We start from the raw sequence: 16,908 nt of genomic DNA, 5'->3' as shown, positions 1-16,908 counted from the left end.
TAGAATACTTTTGTATTTTGTGGCGTATAAAGGTTCATCTGAAATGAATTACATAAGACATGCTTTTTTGTCAATGTTTATGAAATTGATTGTTCAGAGCAAATTATAATTGTGAGGTTTTAAATGTATGGTGTAGTCAAACTCTTATTGCATGTTCCAGAATTATTTCTCCCATTCCGGATACTGCCCCACCTTCGATTTCAACGGGTCCGTTTATAGGAATCTCTTTGATATATAACAACTTGGCGTCTTCCTCATCAGCGGGGAAGAAAGGGGCCCCAGGTTCATCATGCAAAAAAAAGTCACCATAAATAACATTGCAGTGCGGACAGGTGTTTGCAAAATATTTTTTCCCCACTGTTTTTGAATATCTGAAAACGAATGTCGGGACTTTGCTTTGGATAAATGATCTGATGTTAACAGGCATTTTCTCTATACCGGATATGGTATAGACTTCATCATAACCATTTTCGATATGAGGGGCCAAAAGTGCGATTACCGGCATCTTTGTATCGCACCGCCAGCAGTGAACTTTCTTACCGATCATATATAATGGAGGTTTGATTTTATGCATTAGATTTATCGATTTTTAATTTTTTTAAAAACGGGGTTCTAACTGTAATTTTCTTTATTTTTCCTCCCAGATACCGACTTTTGCAAGACGTTGGATCAATGCCCTACGTCGCATATGACTGGTCATGAATTTATTTAATTCCTGTCTGAAAGATCTACTATTCCCTATGAGTGAGTATGCTTCAGAAATATCCAAAATGGAACGGCAGGCTTCATCGTAGGCCAGTCCCGATCCTCTTTTCACGATTTGCTGAACCGACTTCCAAATCTTTGGAAAATCCTTGGATATGTTCTTCAGATATACCTCTCTCTCTTTGCGGCGTTTGATTTCTTGCTGCATCTGCTCAAGGCTTTCCAAGTCAAGGCGTATTTTTTCAGCTTTCTTTGCATTTTTCAGCAGTTCTCCCAATGTCCGTCGAGGCGTTTGGGGTTTATCTCCTTGCAAGTTTATCCGCCATGTCGCGAACCAGTTCTTCAATTTCCTTTCGGCTTGATGGCCTTTGCCCTGTAGGAGCTGTTTTATAAAAGTATTCACTTCACTTTTCGGTAAACCATCGATCCAATCTTCCACCTCACTTTCAGATATTTCGTCGGTTTGGTCTGCGGGGCTGTTAATACCCGCACCTTTCAATAAATCAGGGTCCACCTCCAAAAAATCAGCCAATGCCTGCTGGGATGATGTCAAAATTCCCAATCCACTGACGGATAAAGGTTCCTTTTTATGATTGTCTATCATTTCCCCGGTCACAGATGCCAGCCAACCGATGTAAAGGCTTCGGATATCTCCCCGCAACAATTCATCTCTCAACGGAGCCAGGCACGCCATCCAGCCTCGGCCATCTTCCATTCCAAAACGATCATAGTTTTCCGACTCCTCAAGGCGCCACGTAATAATCCAGTGGGTTTTAGTGGCCTTGAAATCCCCCTGTGTCAGGATAGATGTCGCCTCAATTAAAAATTAAATTTGGGGCATTGAGGTGATAAATATGGGATATTCTATTCAATTAAAAGAAGCTGTGTTAAAAAAGGTGTTACAGGGAAACAAACCCCACCATGAAATTGCAAAAGAATTAGGTGTTGGCCGGTCTACAATCGGTAAATGATTAAGAGAATACAAACAAAACGGAAGCATAAAATTGAAATCAAAAGAAAAACGCCCCAAAGACTGGACAGCCGAATAGGCTCCCGAGCCTACCCTGGTAACAAATTGTCTGATGATGAAAAGACCCGGATAGCCAATGTATTAGAGTGCCTGAATTTGCTGAGTCCAATCCAAATCAGATCGTACCAAGACTTGCTGACCAGGGAATTTATCTGGGTTCTGAATCAACCATGTACAGAATTCTTAGGGACTTAAAAATGAATAAACACCGTCAATCCAGTCTTCCCGCAAAAAGGCACAGTCCTGATCCATTGATTGCAAATGGCCCGAACCAGTTGTGGAGCTGGGACATAACGTATTTGCCGTCAACAGTAAGGGGCAGGTTCTTTTACCTATATACTGATACGGCAAAGAGGGCTGCATAGATGTCAGAAATGGGTATAGCATTAGCAAAAATCCCTCATGGGCGAGAATGGATACTCAAATTATCCGTCGGAGGTCATGAGGGGATTTTGCGGGAATATTAACAAAGTGTTTTATAAAAAGGCGACATCTTGCTTGACATCTACCGCCGCGCGGTTCGCTTAAATCAGCGGCGCGGCTTTTTTGCGTCTGCTGAATTTTATTGTTATGGGAGCTGACTATTGTTTTCGGCCGATGCACACAAAGTCCTGTCCAATCTTAGGCTCATTCTCAAGAAGCTCGCAAACCCTAAGTATTTTTTCATGCATTTCAGCATCAGCTATTTTCGACTCAATATCAGGAAGCATCCAAACAGGGCTAACTACGCCTTTCGTTGCCTCTATTTTGAAACCTGACGACGTTATTTCTGCTTCTAATTCTTCAGGCAAATGAAAATGCCAAGTTGGATTACGAGTTCTAAAACCTGTTTCTACTTCTGTTTTAACCATTTCAAAATAGGTGTCATCCAGAATAAGCTCACTATGAATACCGTAGAAAACACCCGCATAGCGATTAATTGCAAAACCAAACAGAACCCCATTGGGTTTTAAAATCCGAAGAGCTTCATTGAGGACTTTCTTTCTCTCAACTAAGCCTGTGATGTGATATAGCGGACCATGCAAGATCACAGCGTCAAATGAGTTATCTTCAAATTCTAAATCCTTAGCGTCACCAACATGGTAACCATCAAGGAGAATTCCTTTATCCAAACCGATTCTTTCAGCCTTTTCTATATGAGCGGGCACTATGTCTAATAGATGTACATTATGACCAGCTCTTGCTAAATCAAACGAATAGGCACCAGTTGCTCCACCAATATCAATTATTTTGAGAGGGTTACCCTGAAGGTATTGTTTAAAAATATTAAGTGTACGCTGTCGTTGAATTTGACCAAAACCATCTTCATGACGTTCATTTTCACTAAATATTTCCGTGTAATAATCAACGACCTTTTTATTCATAAACAATCCTCTAAATTAACCCCCAAACCCCGCGGTTAGCAAAAAAAGGAATTTGTAAGGTATTAAAATTGTAGTAGAAGCATAGAGAACCTCCCAAACAGTAATTTTTAACTTTTCTCCCAAAAAGAAAGGAGATCCTCTATGCTGGAAATCAAGATAGAACATTTTCTCGATTATTGTAAAGTATCAAATTTTGCAACCAGGTCCATTCAATCCTTAAGAGTAAGGCTCAATGAATTCAATCGGTTTATTAAAAAAACGTCTGTTGACTCAGTAAAAGGTATCTCTTACAGGCATTTAAAAGTATTCATTACCCAGTATCACAACCCTTCCATTCATATCAAAAAAGCACGTATCTGGAGCTTGAGACAGTTCTTTCATTTCTTAAAACTCAACGGGTGGGTGGATACAAATACGGCTTCAGACTTTCCCTATCCAAAAATTGAAAAAACAATCCCTCATTTTTTAACATTCGAATATCATTGGCTACTCCTTTGCGCATGTCCATTTTCGGAACATATGGAACAGCATTTCTTTGTAAATGGACCTGACAACGCTGCCAGGGCACACTTGGGAAAACTGACTCTAATGCAGCTTTTAATCCACTATGATCATCACTGGTAATCAGTTTTAGCCCATGAAGCCCCCTTTTTTTCAGATCCAACAAAAAACTACGCCAGTGGACCTCAGCTTCACTCAAAGACACACTGGTCCCAAGTACCGTTCTCTTTCCATCTTCCATAAACACCGGTGGCGACCAAAACCGCACAGGAGAGAACCATTCCATCCTGACGGACCTTTTCATATCTGGCATCCAGTTGGAGATAATTGATCCGACCTATTGGTCGGTTTCTCCATTTTTCTAATTCTTCATCCAAAAGCTTTGAGGCATTGCTGACCTGGGTGCTGCTGATTCCAAGTCCGCATAATTTTTTAAGGACTGAGGTTACTTTTCGAGTTGATACCCCCTGAACATACATTTCTGCCATGGCAAGCGTCAGCGCCTTCTCCAATCCCTTCCAGACCATTTTTATTTATTATTTCCAAAACTGTTCGAATTACGGTATCCTCTCTGTGCTGGGTCATGACTGCTCCTTTCTTTGGATTTGGTCGTTTAAAAAAAGGAATTTTAAGTTTTGACCCAGCTTTTTCAACCTAAAGATTCAAAAAAATCTTGCTACATGCTGAATTTTGAATTTACAGAAAGAAATCTACACTATTCCAACATCTGCAGCTTGTCCGTCAGCATGTTTTTGTTAGTGAATATTTCAGTTTGCACCTGATGTGTTTATTTATTTCAACAATTGTTTTTATTCTGCATTAATATTCTGATTTCCTTCCGAGTACTCCTGTATAGCCCTGTTAGCTTTACCGGCTCCACCATGGCCCAAACAGCAACACATAATTTTGATGATTAGTTTCTGCCCTTCAGGGTACCAGTCCCATACCCCCAGCAAGTGCATACTACAAATGTGTAACCTAAAGGTCAGAAGCTCGAAAATCGCTTTGAAGAGCTGGAACGGGCCTGGGATGACATTTATGCATCCCGGTATGGACTCTGGCGGACATATGCAATGACTGTAATCCATACGTATTTGGATTGCGGAGATCTTCATCTTCTTCTCCTATCATTTCAATCACTTCCTTTTGTGGATGGACACTTGTTATATCTTACTCGACAAAAAGGAAGTTCCGGTACCTTCTGAAAACGGCCATATCACAAGTTTTGTCGTGAGTTTGTCGCAAGTTTTTGTCACAGCAGTTGACATAGTAATGTCACAGATCGGCATGGAAAAACTGGATGAACTATTCATCATCCTTGTGTTCAATCTGTTTCAACAGCCGGTCGAAGTCACTTTCAAAGAGCCGATCCTGAACGATACGGTATTTTTCAAATTCACTTTCTGCATGTGCTTTTGCAATTTCTGCGGTCACTTTCCCTGCATCCTGCAGAATTTCCCGATCAGTGGCTTCGATGAATTTATTCAAGCGTGTTTCCCAGTCCTGCATGGTCATAGGGAGCTGGTTTCAGACGTTCATCATCCATGGTGTATCCCTTGATGGTGAACTCCTGAATGATTTGAGTCGCCCATTTTCGGAACTGCACGGCGCGTTCCGAGTTGACCTTGTAACCGACGGCTATAATGGCAGATAGATTGTAATGCTTGGTGTTGTAATTTTTACCATCAGCGGCAGTTATCCGAAAATTTCGGATAACTGAAATTTCTTCTAACTCACTGTCACTGAAGATCTTTTTCAGATGATAGTTAACCGTCCTGACATCAACGTCATAGAGTGTGGCCATCAATTTCTGGGTCAGCCAGATATTCTCATCGGCATAAACTGCCTCGACGCCTCCTTTTCCGGTTGCCGCAACAAAGGTCAGGTATTCAGCAGCCGAGGAGCGAACAATGGGCCGGACAATTGAAGTCTTTTTTTTTCCGGCTTTCTGAAGATGCTTGTTTTTATCTCTCTTCATTCAATGCCTCCCCAGTTTTGATACCTGTCGATATCAAGCCGCTCTATTTTCAGTAGATAAAATCGTTCATTCATTTTTGTACCTCATATTTTGACCAGAAGCTTCTTTTGCGACCATGTGCTTCAATGATCTGCGCTTTGAAAGCTTCGTGATGATTAAATTCTTTCCAGTCGGCAACGCTTGTCGCCAGCTTATCCAGATTTTTCAAATAGCCAATGCCATGGGGATATGCCTTGGTGTAACCGCGCTCCAAAATAGAAATAAGCAGACTGCGGTAGATCAGGCTGGTAACAAGATGGCGGTTGTCTGCCGCCATTGCTTCTGCCAGAGAAAGCAGGCTGCCGTAGTGGTTACCATCAAGCTGATCGGCACGTTTCAGGAGGTATTTTTCGGCCTCATCTATCTTGCCGACTTCAATCATAAACGCTGCATCTGATTCCCTGAGTCTGTCGGTCTTCAGAATATTTACCACCTCATTGGCTAAGACTTCATCCCGCTTGTCATGGCCGATGACATTTAGCAGCGCCTGCAGGGTGTCAGTGGAATGATACGATCTGAACTTCTGATAAAGGAGTTCTGTCAGCTTTTCCAAATCACCCAGTTTTTGGTAGATCACCTCCAGCAGCTTATCCCGTTCGTATGCCTGATGGGTTTCACCTTCCGGGATTTTCTTCAGCCAGGAATGGGCAGTTTCAACATCACCGCTTTCCAGATAGACTCGGGCAATGTCAATGAGCGCTGCAGTGGACAGCTTTCCCCATGACGCAATGCGGGTCTTTTCAAACAGCTTTGCATCCTTGATCTGTCGGGCCAGTGATTCGATCAGCACCAGGTGATGACGCTTGCTGTATTCATCCTTTTCTTTATCAGCCCGTTTTTGAAGCTTGGCAATCATTGTACGGATATCTGGTTCGGGCAAACAATTGCCGGCACAATCAATCAAGGTGTCCCGGATGCCGTAGTTGTCCTTTTGATTTACCTTCAGAATGATGTCCGCAATTTTTTCTTTGTCTTTACAGCGAGAGGCATAGTCCGCAAACAATTCTTTGGCATCATAGCGGAACACATCGCCAATATTTCCGCTGGAGTCATCACACATCTCAAAAATGGTATTGTCAGCCTCGTAAAATGCGGCAACCAGTTCAATCCCGGTAATAGGATCATCCACACCTGATTTCAGATCCTGCAACAGCATTTCAAGCTCCCGTGCAAATTCTGCAGAACCCCGCCAGTCGATAAAACGCCGTGAGCGTTTCAAACTGGAAAGCTTCTTTTTAAACCGCTGAACATTTTCCCTGGGAGTGGCAATCAGCTGTTCAATCAGGTCATCGGCCTCATCGGAGTGGGCGGCAAGGCCAAGCAAGGCCTCTGCAAGCGCATCCGCTCCAAGATCCATCAGTTTTTGTTTTCGATTGTTTTTCAATCTCACATTCCTCCATCTATAAAAATCATGGCGTCGATTCTTCGGTTGAGACAGGATGAAACAGACCTGCACGATGACAGCCCTCAAGGAAGGCTATTTTGAGAAAGTTTGATTCGGACCAGGGATTACTTTGTGCACTTTTTACTTCCGCATCCATCATTTCTTGAACCGAAAGGTCGTAATTCTGGCATTCGTTAAGTACACGGGCTCTCCAATACAAACCACCTGAGGCACTGCAACATCGTGCGCTATATCGTTCCTCAATCTGAAACAGGTCGTTCCACGTTTGAATCTCATCAATATGTGAGGGTGAAGAAATAGAAATGTTTAAATCTGCCGGTGTCGGGTCTGTATAATTAGTGTTGATAACATCCACCCTAATCTGAACATCCGCACTTACTTTAGAAAATGGAAAAAAAGCTTTTCGCCGAGTGCCTTCTTTGGTGTGAAGCGGATCTTTATCTTTTTTATTACCTGAATTACATTTATTACAGGATGGTGCTAGGTTTTTCAGGTTTACAGAATTAAAAGGATACTTGCTTTTCGGCAAATAATGATCAAAAGCCTCACGCGTTGGATCAAATTCGGTATCGATCGGAAAGAGTCCGCAGAATGGACAGCATCTGGGTTTGTTGGCCCGAATGAAATCAGTATAGTATGTGCTCAAATCTGAGCCCAGGGCCTTCTTCACAAAGCTTAACCTAAAGAACCCCGACGAATACAACTTTTTAAAAAAATCTGATAATCGGTTATTGAGATCTGTTTTGGATGAATTCAAATCGGAGTATCGAACAGGAGAACTCCCCGGCACATTTTTACATAGTGTTTCTATTAAATTGTTCGCCCGGTAGGATTGACAATACTCATCAATTTCAGCATTATTTAATTTTTTAAATTCGTTAAAAATTTCGTTTACAGCTTCATAAAACCATTTCCCGGCACCACTCCTCAGTGTACCAGCAAGATCTCGTCTATAAAGTTCATCCATTATTTGGTAAAGAGCATTTTTCTGTGCAAAAAGATGGATACCGTATTGCTCGGTGAGCGCTTTAGGCCATACCTCAAAAAAAATAAAATCAATGAACGATTGCATCTTTTCCATTTGATGAGGAACATAAGTATACGGGAACAACATCAGTCTTTGTCCTCTATACTGTCGAGAATGGTCTTAATGAGCAGCACCTTTTCCACCGAATCACCGAGCCTGCGGTCAATCCGCCGGAGTAGATCATCTGTATCCACTCCGCCTTTTTTGAACTCCTCACGGAAACCGTTTAACAGGTGTTGTGCATAACCGCCGATGGTTTCGCGTTTATCAAAGGTCTCAATGGTGATCCGGTTAATGGAAGCCCCAAGGGTATTGTAGCCGGGATGGGAGATCGAAATACCCCCTGTCTCCTGGTTTTTATCAAAGACCAGTACCTTATGACGTTCGCTGTCGGATACCAGGAACGGTGCATGGGTCGTTATCAGCATTTCCCGGTCTTTGTCCTTGCCTTCATTAAAACAGTCTCTGATCCGGCTGATGAAGTTGGCCCGCCAGGCAGGGTTGAAGTGGGTTTCCGGTTCATCCAGAAGAAAGAGGCTGTTGGTATCTTTAAACAGCAAACACAGACCCAGGCTGTGCAATAGCTGGTGTTCACCGTCAGACAGATCCTTGAGAATCACAGAGGTGTTGATCCCGTCTTTTTTAAATCGGACAAACTTGAACCGCATGATGCGTTCATCACTGGCAAGAACCGGCACCGTTTCACTCACATAGTGGCTGTTGGACTGGTAGAGGTCGGCTTTGAGGCGTTCGCTTACCGGATATAAATTCAGGGTAAGCAGCACCTGAAATGCATGAAACAGATCAATGGCAGAATCGAAATTCTGTTTAAAGGCTCGTTTTGTATGGTCGTTGACGCAGTAATCCAGATATAGCGTATCCGTGGATTCATCGGTAAAATAACAGGTGGCACAGCGTTTCAGACGTGTGATCGGCGGATCAAAGCCTTTTGCCGAATCCTGATCCGCCTCCAGCAGATCAACCAGATTTAAGGTGTAGGTGCCGGCGTCGCTGTCCATGAACACTGCCGGGTGATCATTGCCAAACCCCTCAGCCTGTTCGGCACTGATGTGAATGGACCGTTTGATGATAATGCGGAACTCCTGCAGATCCCCCAGCCCCATATCCGTCTGAAACGGTTTCAGGGTATCGGCATCATGGTACAGCAGGTTGCACAGTAAAATCGCCTGACTGAATGAGGCATCCATATACGCCATACGGGTTTCCGGCCTGCCGGGATAGGGGAGCTGCCCGGTCAGACTGTGCCGGTATTCATCCAACTGAATAAAGCGCATTTTAAAAAACGGCAGGCTCAGGATTTCATTTTCACCCGAGGAATAGCCCAGCACATATTCTGGGAGCAGATCATTTCTCTCATTGGCCCCAACAATGCCTTTGTTTGATTCCAGACGTTTCAGCGTACCCTCATCAAGGTTGAATTCATGGAAATTGGACCAGATGATTTTCGGGGATTGATCCGGAAGTTTTTGAATCTCAACCGCTGCAAACAGCGGGCTGTTCTTGTGGCGGAAATACTCGGGCACGTTGATCAGGTAATCCAGCTCAAACCCGTTGGGAAAACCATCCCCCTCCCTGAACCCTTCCGGGTTCTCCTCTTCATCATAGATAAAGGCAGAAGGCAAAAAACTGCGACGGACACGCAGCACTTCCAGTTGGAAAAAGATCGCAGCAAGCGCTTCCAGCAGGTTTGATTTTCCGCTGCCGTTGCGTCCTGCGCAGACAAAGGGGGCAAACCCGTGACCAGGCTTGAAACCGTCCGAAAATTGAGTTTCACCCAGCTCATCCTGCAAGGCCCACTCACTTCGAAAGCGATACTCAAACCCCGGCTGCAAACTTCGAAAACCCCGGGGATCCGTAATTTTTAAACGTATCAGTTTCATCCGTATCCGGCCCTATGCGTTCTTCAATATAATGGTATTGTCCAATTCTTCCCTATCATCCATTTTTATGGCATTTCGGGTCTGCTCAATTCTGTTGCTGCGGATCTGATCAAAGATCCACTCTTTGAGATGGTCGTAGTCTTTGATGCCAAGCACCGGTTCTGCTCCTTCAGCGCCTTGTTCACTGAGCATCGCTTCATGGTCAAGTTCATCAAGTTTATGCTGGGCTTCTTTCATGAATGTTTCGATTGAAAAGGCGGCATCCTTGCCTGACCATTGAAGGTACTCATCCAGCCAGTTCTGCAGGACCGGCTTGCGGCCCTCGGTGCTGGACAAGGCCATTCTCTGGTTTTGATCCGGCGTGGAAAACTCGAAGTGTTTTTTATGTTCCGGTAAAACACTCTCAGGTTCTGTTTCGATGAGTTCTTTATCGGCCTCGTCTGGTTCAACCGGCATCGGTACACGCGACAGATCCAGTTCGCCTTTGAAGGCTTTTTGGCTTAGGGCGCCGTAGAGTTTTTCCAGATCGGTAAGACTTTGTTGGTATTGAATTTTGATGCCTTCGACTTTTTCGACAATAGTGGCAAATTTATCTTGGAGACCGATAGGTGGGTATGGAAATTCGAAATTATTAAGAATCCCGGTATTCATATGAGTAAAACCACCATCTGGTCCTGTTTTTAGTCTACTAACTCTGCCTTTACAATAGGTTATAAGAGAAACAATATGAAGTGGACGTAATTTGTCGCCTAAGCGTAAACGTATAAGATTTGTACTGATAATTGCAGGTTCACCATCCATTTTTGCCACACACATTTTTCCAACAGTTCCTGCACGCGAAATAATGATATCACCATCTAAAACCGAATAAGCTCTCAATTTTTGGTATTTTTCTTCAGTAATCCACATACGAAAAGGATGTACCATACGTCCAGCAGGGTCAATATTATCCATATTCCAGACCGCTATTCCAACATCAACAAATTCATCCTTTTTTAGTACACTTCCGAATGGGCCACATTTAGTGCCTTCTTTAAAATTAACGTAAAAATCGGAAAGCTTTTTTATCGGAAAGCCTTTTGGATTTTCAAGAGGATCACCAAACATCTCCAAAAACACGCTTCTAAGCAGTTCATCCAGTTGTTGCAGGTGGTGTTTGCGCCGGGCGATCAGGGCTTCCACTTTGCCCAGCAAATGGGCGATGCGGATTTGGTCGTTGAGGGGCGGGAGGGGGATTTGTATCGAGTCTAAATTTTTCCTTGTTAGCTTTCCACGAGTAGTCCCAGTGATATAGGGATTAAGATTTGCGTAATTTAAGTATGCACATAGATACTCTAATACCACATTATTTTTATTTGTTAATACATGAGCATGATTGTTCACCCAGCATTTCTCGTTATAAATTTTTGCGCAAATTTGATTGCGCCCCCAACTCCCCCCATCTTCAGCTATGCAAAGAATTTTTTCATTAAAAATATATTCATCAATATATTCAAGTACGTTGTTTGCACCAATGTATGGATAGAGTTTTTGTTTGCTTTTTTTTGCTCTATCTTTCGAATTAAGGGGAATTCTTTTACTATCTAAGTTGTTGGTGATATCACCAAGATTGAATACCTTCACCCTATCATCCCCCGCAACGCCAGCAACTCCTTCACAATCCCACCGTTAACCTTCGCCAACAGCTCTTCATCCGCATCCCCCACTTCCGCTTTGATCAGGCGATCCAGAATCATGGACGGCGCATCGTATTCAATCTCTTCAAACACCTCTTCCTTGTATCGGCTGAAGCTTAAGTCATACCCTTCCTTCTTGATCTCTTCACGGGGTACGGCAAACCAGTTTTGTGTTCTGTCCCATTCTGTAGTGTTGTCACAGGCATGGAATTTTTCCACAATATCCTGAAGATTTCCGAATCCCTCTTTTTTGGTGCGCTTGTCATCCAGGGAGTAGCCGTCATCGGTCATGTTGTAAAACCAGACCTGTTCGGTGGCGGGTTTGGTGATTTTGTCTTTTGGCCCCCAGACTTTGGTAAAGACAAGAATGGCCGTGGCCACACCGGCATAGGGTTTAAACACCCCGCTGGGCATGGCGATCACGGCTTTGAGATCACAGCGGTCGAGCAGCATCTGCCGGACCGTTTTAAAGGCCTTGCCGCTGCCGAAGAGAACTCCCTGGGGAATGATCACACCGGCGGTGCCGCCTTTTTTCAGCAGATGATAGATGTTTTCCAGAAACAAGAGCTCCGATTTGGGGCTGCCTGCCTGGAACCGTTCGTTGATATCCCCTTTGTCCACACTGCCGGTAAAGGGCGGGTTGGCCATGACAATGTCGTAACAGGATTCCTCATCAAAACTTTTGCTGAGGGTGTCCTTATAGTCGAGTTTGGGTTCATCAATGCCGTGCATCATCAGGTTCATCAGCCCCAGGCGAACCATGGTGCCGTCGATATCAAAGCCGAACAGGGAGGTGTCGAGAATGGCCTGGGCTTCAGCGCTTAAAGCAGCAGCCACCGAGGTGCGGATAAAACCGTCTTCATCCGGTGTCAACCGGGCTGACCCTGCTTTCATTGCCAGCCGGGTCACCACATACTGATAGGCGCCCAGCAGAAATCCGCCCGTTCCGCAGGCCGGATCACAGATTTGATGTCCAAGCTGGGGCTGCACCAGTTCGGCCATGAGTTTGATGATATGGCGGGGGGTTCGAAACTGGCCGTTTTTACCGGCACTGGCGATTGCCGACAGCAGATATTCATACACATCTCCTTGAATATCCTGAAAGTTCTGCCCTTGCTCCGCATCTTTTTCCATGACAAGAAAAATCTCATCAATGGTTTTAACCGCTTCCACCAGAAGCGAGGGTTTAGGGATAATAAAGACCGCATTTTTCATATGGTGGGTAAAGTTGGATTCGGTGCCGTTCATATCCTTTAAAAACGGAAACACCTTGCCCTGCACATGGGAGAGCATATCCTCCGCCTGCATGTGCTTGAATTCGCTCCAGCGCAGGCCTTTCCTGTCGATTGCGTATTTTTTTGACGCTTCAATTTTTTTCTTTTGTTCGGCCTCAGAATCGGTATCGAGGATTTTTGGGCGATATTCAGGGGGAATCCATGTGCCCTCAAATTTGGAAGTGTAGGGTTCGCCTGTCCATTCGGCATCTGCCTGTTTTTTGAGGTCCTGCTCATCCAACCGTTTCATAAACAACAAATAGGTGATCTGTTCGATGGCTGTGAGGGGGTTTGATATGCCGCCTGCCCAGAATTTGTTCCAGAGCTGGTCGATTTTACTTTTCAGTTCTGCATTGTGTTGCAGCATTGCTTTGTCCTTTTTTTAACCACGGAATACACGGAAAACACGGAAAGAGTTAAGAAGTAAAAATTAAAATTCCGTGCTATCCGTGTTTTCCGTGGTTTATAATATTAGTCTTTCAATCTGTACTTTTGGGTGGCTGCCGAAGTTGATCAGCAGGCCCAGCCTCAGGCCGGTCGCCTTCAAATAATTCAATACCTGTGCTTTATGCTCCGGGGCAATGGCTTTCACCGCTTTCAGTTCGACAATAATCGTTTCATAACAAATCAGATCCGGCTTATATGTCTGCCGTAGCTGTTTGCCCTTATACTTCAATGTCAATTCCGGTTGAGATACAAAGGGAATGCCCTTTGAGGAAAGCTCGCTTTCAAGGCACTCCTGGTACACGTGTTCTAAAAAGCCTGAACCCATCTCTCTGTATACCTCGAAGACAGCACCTCTTATGGCAAAACTCTCTTCCTCGAACAGCAATTGACCCATTTTTGTTTTTTCCTTTTTTCAACCACGGAATACACGGAAAATGTTTCTATAAAATAATTCCGTGTTTTCCGTGGTTTATTATTATAATGGCACCTGCCTCCAGTCCGTTGTTCAATTATGCAACAAGCCTTTGAGTCAGCGACAGGATTTCTTTGATCTCAGCCGGGCTGAACACGCCCCGGATGCCCTGGGGGTGTATCACGGTAAACGGTGCATGGATCAGATCTTTCTTTTCAATGGCTTCCCGTTCAATAACCACCTCTTTCAACAGATTTAAAAATGCCAGTTGTCGGCTGCTGAGGGTGGTGTGCTGCTGAATGAACTGCTCAAACGCCTCACTGACGCTTTCAGGAAAACTTTTCAGCACTTCAAGGCCCAGAATATGACGAATGAACTGGATAAAGCGGGCCTTTTTATTTTTATAAACCTGCCGCAGCAATCTTTCGGTGATATGCGGATGCTCTGAATGAAGTTGCTCCGCCAGCGCCTGGGCTTCTTGTGCAGTGACGTCCTTGCCGTTTTGTAATTTTTGAAGTATTGGATGGCTGCTTGTAAGTTCCATAATCAGTGCTTCCACCATGTCACGATAACGGGAAATACTCACCGCTTCATGCTGCGGGCCGAATTCCACCATCTCCTTGTTGTGCAGTTTATCGGCAAGATTGAGGTGGACTTGGTTTGCGCCGGGGTCTTCCTGTTCACAAAATTTCATTAAAGGGCCGAGCTTGTCACACAGGGAATCCAGATCATGGTCACTGATACTGCGCCAGTAGTGATTGCCCTGAGCAGATCGTATCAGGCTTTCCTCCAGTTTTACAAAGGGAACACTGAGCGGAAGTTCACTGATCTGTTCGACGATACCTGTTTTTAAGGTTTCGGCCTTTATCGTTTCTTCATTCAGCACTGCCAGAGTGTATTCCAGCAGATCTCTTTCAAACCTCATGGCTTTAAAATCCGCATCTGAAAAGGTTTTGAACAAGGGTTTGATATGGATTCGCAACCAGTGGAGTTTCTCATGGGTCAGGGTGTCCCAGAAAGAGGCTTTACCAACGTCTGAAAGAAGGGCCGCAGCCTCCTTGATTACCACGGAGGTTTGCGGCAACAAACGGATCTGCTCTTTTAGCTTTCCGGCTTCCCGGAGAACGATATCGGGTTTATTTTTGGTTAATGCGGTTTCAATTTTATCTATTCTGAGTCCAACCAGTTTTACAGGCAACGGCACTTGGGGTGTCAGCTCTTTGCCCTTTGGGTTCAGTTTGAAGTACTCAAAATTGTCCCAGCAATCGATGATCAGAAACACATCCTTTTGTGTACACCAGGGTTTTATTTTTTTAGGTTCCAGCAAACGGGTACCGCGACCGATCATCTGCCAGAATTTGGTGTAAGAATAAACCGGTTTTGTAAAAACAAGATTCACCAGTTCCCGGATGTCAATGCCGGTATCCAGCATATCGACGCTGATGGCAATACGCGGCATATCGTTGTTGGTAAACTGGTCAAGCAGTCCGCCTTTTCCGTATACCCTTGGGTCATCTGATACCAGCACTTTGGCAAGCTCTCCCTTATATTGGGGGTAGAGCTGATCAAAAATGGTTTCAATCCGTCTTGCATGGGCTTTGGAGGAGCAGAAAAAAATCGTTTTTCCGGGCAGGACACCATTGTGATCCTTGATGCACTCGTCCATGAATTCTTTTACAATAAGGATGTTCGTGCCTTTGTTCACCACCTGCTTTTCAAGCTGAGTGCCTTCGAAGTTGATCTCTTCGATTTCTTTGCCTTCCAATATCAGTCTTTTTTGATCTTCCAGTGAGATGGTACGTTTGCTGATGCCTTCCATCTGAAACCGGGTCTGAATTTTCATAACCTGAAAGCTGCAAAGGTAAGGGGGGACATTATTAACCGCTTCTTCAAACGTATAGGCAAAGGTGGGCAGGCCGTCTTCACAATGAAAAAGCTTAAAGGTGTTATGATCTATGATGTCGGTGGGCGTTGCAGTAAGCCCTAAGGTCATGGTTTTGAAATAGTCGAGGATTTCACCAAAGGTGTTGTAAATGGAGCGGTGGCTTTCATCAACAACAATTAAATCGAAAAAATGGGGGGACAGCTTCCGGTCGTTTTCCCGAAGAATATTGAGCATGGTCGGATAGGTGGAGACATAAATACGGCGATCCCCGGCAATGAGTTTTTCTCCCACATTCGGCCACCGTGGTTCGTTAGGCAGGTGCTCTTTAAACGCAGACAATGCCTGTTCGCGCAGGGCAATCCGATCCACCAGAAATAAAACTCTCTCCACATGGCTTGTGCGCATGAGTACATCGGCCACTGCAATGCACGTACGAGTTTTACCTGTGCCGGTGGCCATGACCAGTAAAAAGTCCCGTTTTTTTGCTTCGATGGCCTCTAATACGGAGCGTATGGCCCGGATCTGATAGTCACGACCGGCAATATCCTTATTGATGAACTCATGGGTGAGTGGTTTTTTGTTGTGGCGAATGTACTGAAAACGCTCCAGGTCTTCACGGGTCGGAAACCCCATCACTCTGCGCGGGGGATAATTTTCAAGGTCCCAGAAAAAAATCTCATGGCCATTTGTATAAAAACAGAAAGGGAGTTTTCCGCCGATCTGGATTTGAATGTTGTAACAATACTGTTTGGCCTGTTCGCGACCTATGGCAGCATCCTTACTGGTGCTTTTGGCTTCAACAACAGCCAGGGGTTTTCCGTTTTTGCCCAATAAAACGTAATCACTGAATTGATGGTTCCCATAGTTGGAGACAGATTCTGCAACGCCATCAGGAGCAGATGTCAAAATATCGAACTCTTCAATCACCTGGGTGGGATCGTTGACATTCCAACCGGACTGCGCCAGTTCTCTGTCAATCAATTCGGTTCGGGTTTGGGCCTCAGACCTGGTCATCTTTAAGCATTCCCTGTCTTTTCATGGTGGCACAAAAATTTTGAAACGATACTCTGGCCAGCTTGGATGGCAAAGTCTTTCCATTCTCCCACCGGTTCACCGTGGCAAAACTGACACCAATGGCATGAGCAAGCTCTTCCTGACTCAGGTCTAACTGGCTGCGTACCTTTCTTACACGTTCAGAAAATGTTTCTGATTTTAGGGCCATTTCGCCACCTTGATTCTATTTTGATGCTAAATTAATGGTTCA

16 protein-coding genes and 1 pseudogene are annotated in these 16,908 nt (G+C 44.5%); 3 read left to right on the top strand and 14 right to left on the bottom strand.

Annotated features, from left to right (window positions below; genetic code table 11):
- Positions 1 to 136: 136 nt before the first annotated feature.
- Together TOL2_RS01075 and TOL2_RS01070 are read right to left on the bottom strand one after the other, a co-directional pair.
- Positions 137 to 574 carry a hypothetical protein gene (locus TOL2_RS01075; protein WP_198408352.1) on the bottom strand — a complete coding sequence of 146 codons (438 nt, stop codon included), beginning with the start codon at positions 572 to 574 and terminating at the stop codon, positions 137 to 139.
- 54 nt (positions 575 to 628) lie between these two features.
- A complete protein-coding gene (locus TOL2_RS01070) occupies positions 629 to 1,309 on the bottom strand; it encodes a hypothetical protein (protein WP_148278028.1) in 681 nt (226 codons plus the stop codon).
- A 250-nt stretch (positions 1,310 to 1,559) separates the two neighbouring features.
- Between TOL2_RS01070 and TOL2_RS25325 the strand changes: the two genes are divergently transcribed.
- Positions 1,560 to 1,676, top strand: a complete 117-nt coding sequence (locus tag TOL2_RS25325) for a trp operon repressor (RefSeq protein ID WP_217641258.1) — start codon at positions 1,560 to 1,562, stop codon at positions 1,674 to 1,676.
- A 145-nt stretch (positions 1,677 to 1,821) separates the two neighbouring features.
- Positions 1,822 to 2,100: a hypothetical protein gene (locus TOL2_RS24530; protein ID WP_014955715.1), complete on the top strand. Its 279-nt coding sequence runs from the start codon at positions 1,822 to 1,824 to the stop codon at positions 2,098 to 2,100.
- Between the two features lie 216 nt (positions 2,101 to 2,316).
- On the opposite strand, the gene TOL2_RS01055 is transcribed toward TOL2_RS24530, so the two are convergent.
- Positions 2,317 to 3,099, bottom strand: coding sequence for a class I SAM-dependent methyltransferase (locus tag TOL2_RS01055; protein WP_014955714.1), 783 nt, complete (start codon positions 3,097 to 3,099; stop codon positions 2,317 to 2,319).
- A 141-nt stretch (positions 3,100 to 3,240) separates the two neighbouring features.
- On the opposite strand from TOL2_RS01055, the gene TOL2_RS25320 reads away from it, so the two are divergent.
- Positions 3,241 to 3,723, top strand: coding sequence for a hypothetical protein (locus TOL2_RS25320; RefSeq protein ID WP_014955713.1), 483 nt, complete (start codon positions 3,241 to 3,243; stop codon positions 3,721 to 3,723).
- Here the strand turns inward: TOL2_RS25320 and TOL2_RS24460 are convergent.
- The 11 genes and pseudogenes from TOL2_RS24460 to TOL2_RS01000 all read right to left on the bottom strand — a co-directional run.
- Positions 3,626 to 4,109, bottom strand: a pseudogene (locus tag TOL2_RS24460) (IS256 family transposase); the annotation flags it as partial. The gene TOL2_RS25320 and the pseudogene TOL2_RS24460 overlap by 98 nt on opposite strands.
- Before the next feature lie 796 nt (positions 4,110 to 4,905).
- Positions 4,906 to 5,088, bottom strand: a complete 183-nt coding sequence (locus tag TOL2_RS25315; protein WP_232508025.1) for a hypothetical protein — start codon at positions 5,086 to 5,088, stop codon at positions 4,906 to 4,908.
- The gene (locus tag TOL2_RS01040; RefSeq protein WP_014955711.1) at positions 5,081 to 5,578 is read right to left on the bottom strand and encodes a virulence RhuM family protein; all 498 of its coding nucleotides are present in this window, start codon (positions 5,576 to 5,578) and stop codon (positions 5,081 to 5,083) included. The genes TOL2_RS25315 and TOL2_RS01040 overlap by 8 nt, the downstream gene beginning before the upstream one ends.
- A 70-nt stretch (positions 5,579 to 5,648) precedes the next feature.
- Positions 5,649 to 7,007, bottom strand: coding sequence for a tetratricopeptide repeat protein (locus tag TOL2_RS01035; RefSeq protein ID WP_232508024.1), 1,359 nt, complete (start codon positions 7,005 to 7,007; stop codon positions 5,649 to 5,651).
- A 19-nt stretch (positions 7,008 to 7,026) separates the two neighbouring features.
- Positions 7,027 to 8,136, bottom strand: a complete 1,110-nt coding sequence (locus tag TOL2_RS01030; RefSeq protein ID WP_014955709.1) for an HNH endonuclease — start codon at positions 8,134 to 8,136, stop codon at positions 7,027 to 7,029.
- Complete coding sequence (locus TOL2_RS01025) at positions 8,136 to 9,950, bottom strand: restriction system-associated AAA family ATPase (RefSeq protein ID WP_014955708.1); 1,815 nt, start codon at positions 9,948 to 9,950, stop codon at positions 8,136 to 8,138. Before TOL2_RS01025 ends, TOL2_RS01030 begins: the two co-directional genes overlap by 1 nt.
- A gap of 12 nt (positions 9,951 to 9,962) precedes the next feature.
- Positions 9,963 to 11,573, bottom strand: coding sequence for a restriction endonuclease subunit S (locus tag TOL2_RS23285; RefSeq protein ID WP_014955707.1), 1,611 nt, complete (start codon positions 11,571 to 11,573; stop codon positions 9,963 to 9,965).
- Complete coding sequence (locus tag TOL2_RS01015; protein WP_014955706.1) at positions 11,570 to 13,267, bottom strand: type I restriction-modification system subunit M; 1,698 nt, start codon at positions 13,265 to 13,267, stop codon at positions 11,570 to 11,572. Before TOL2_RS01015 ends, TOL2_RS23285 begins: the two co-directional genes overlap by 4 nt.
- 96 nt (positions 13,268 to 13,363) lie before the next feature.
- A complete protein-coding gene (locus TOL2_RS01010; protein WP_014955705.1) occupies positions 13,364 to 13,741 on the bottom strand; it encodes a GxxExxY protein in 378 nt (125 codons plus the stop codon).
- 115 nt (positions 13,742 to 13,856) lie between these two features.
- Positions 13,857 to 16,658, bottom strand: coding sequence for a type I restriction endonuclease subunit R (locus tag TOL2_RS01005; RefSeq protein WP_041279178.1), 2,802 nt, complete (start codon positions 16,656 to 16,658; stop codon positions 13,857 to 13,859).
- Positions 16,645 to 16,866 (bottom strand): helix-turn-helix transcriptional regulator, encoded by a 222-nt coding sequence (locus tag TOL2_RS01000; protein ID WP_014955703.1) that lies wholly within the window; start codon positions 16,864 to 16,866, stop codon positions 16,645 to 16,647. The genes TOL2_RS01005 and TOL2_RS01000 overlap by 14 nt, the downstream gene beginning before the upstream one ends.
- Between the last annotated feature and the right edge of the window lie 42 nt (positions 16,867 to 16,908).

Origin of the sequence: Desulfobacula toluolica Tol2, assembly GCF_000307105.1 — a bacterium.
In the GTDB taxonomy this organism is placed as follows: Bacteria; Desulfobacterota; Desulfobacteria; order Desulfobacterales; family Desulfobacteraceae; genus Desulfobacula; species Desulfobacula toluolica.
This window is presented reverse-complemented; position numbering and strand designations above follow the sequence as displayed.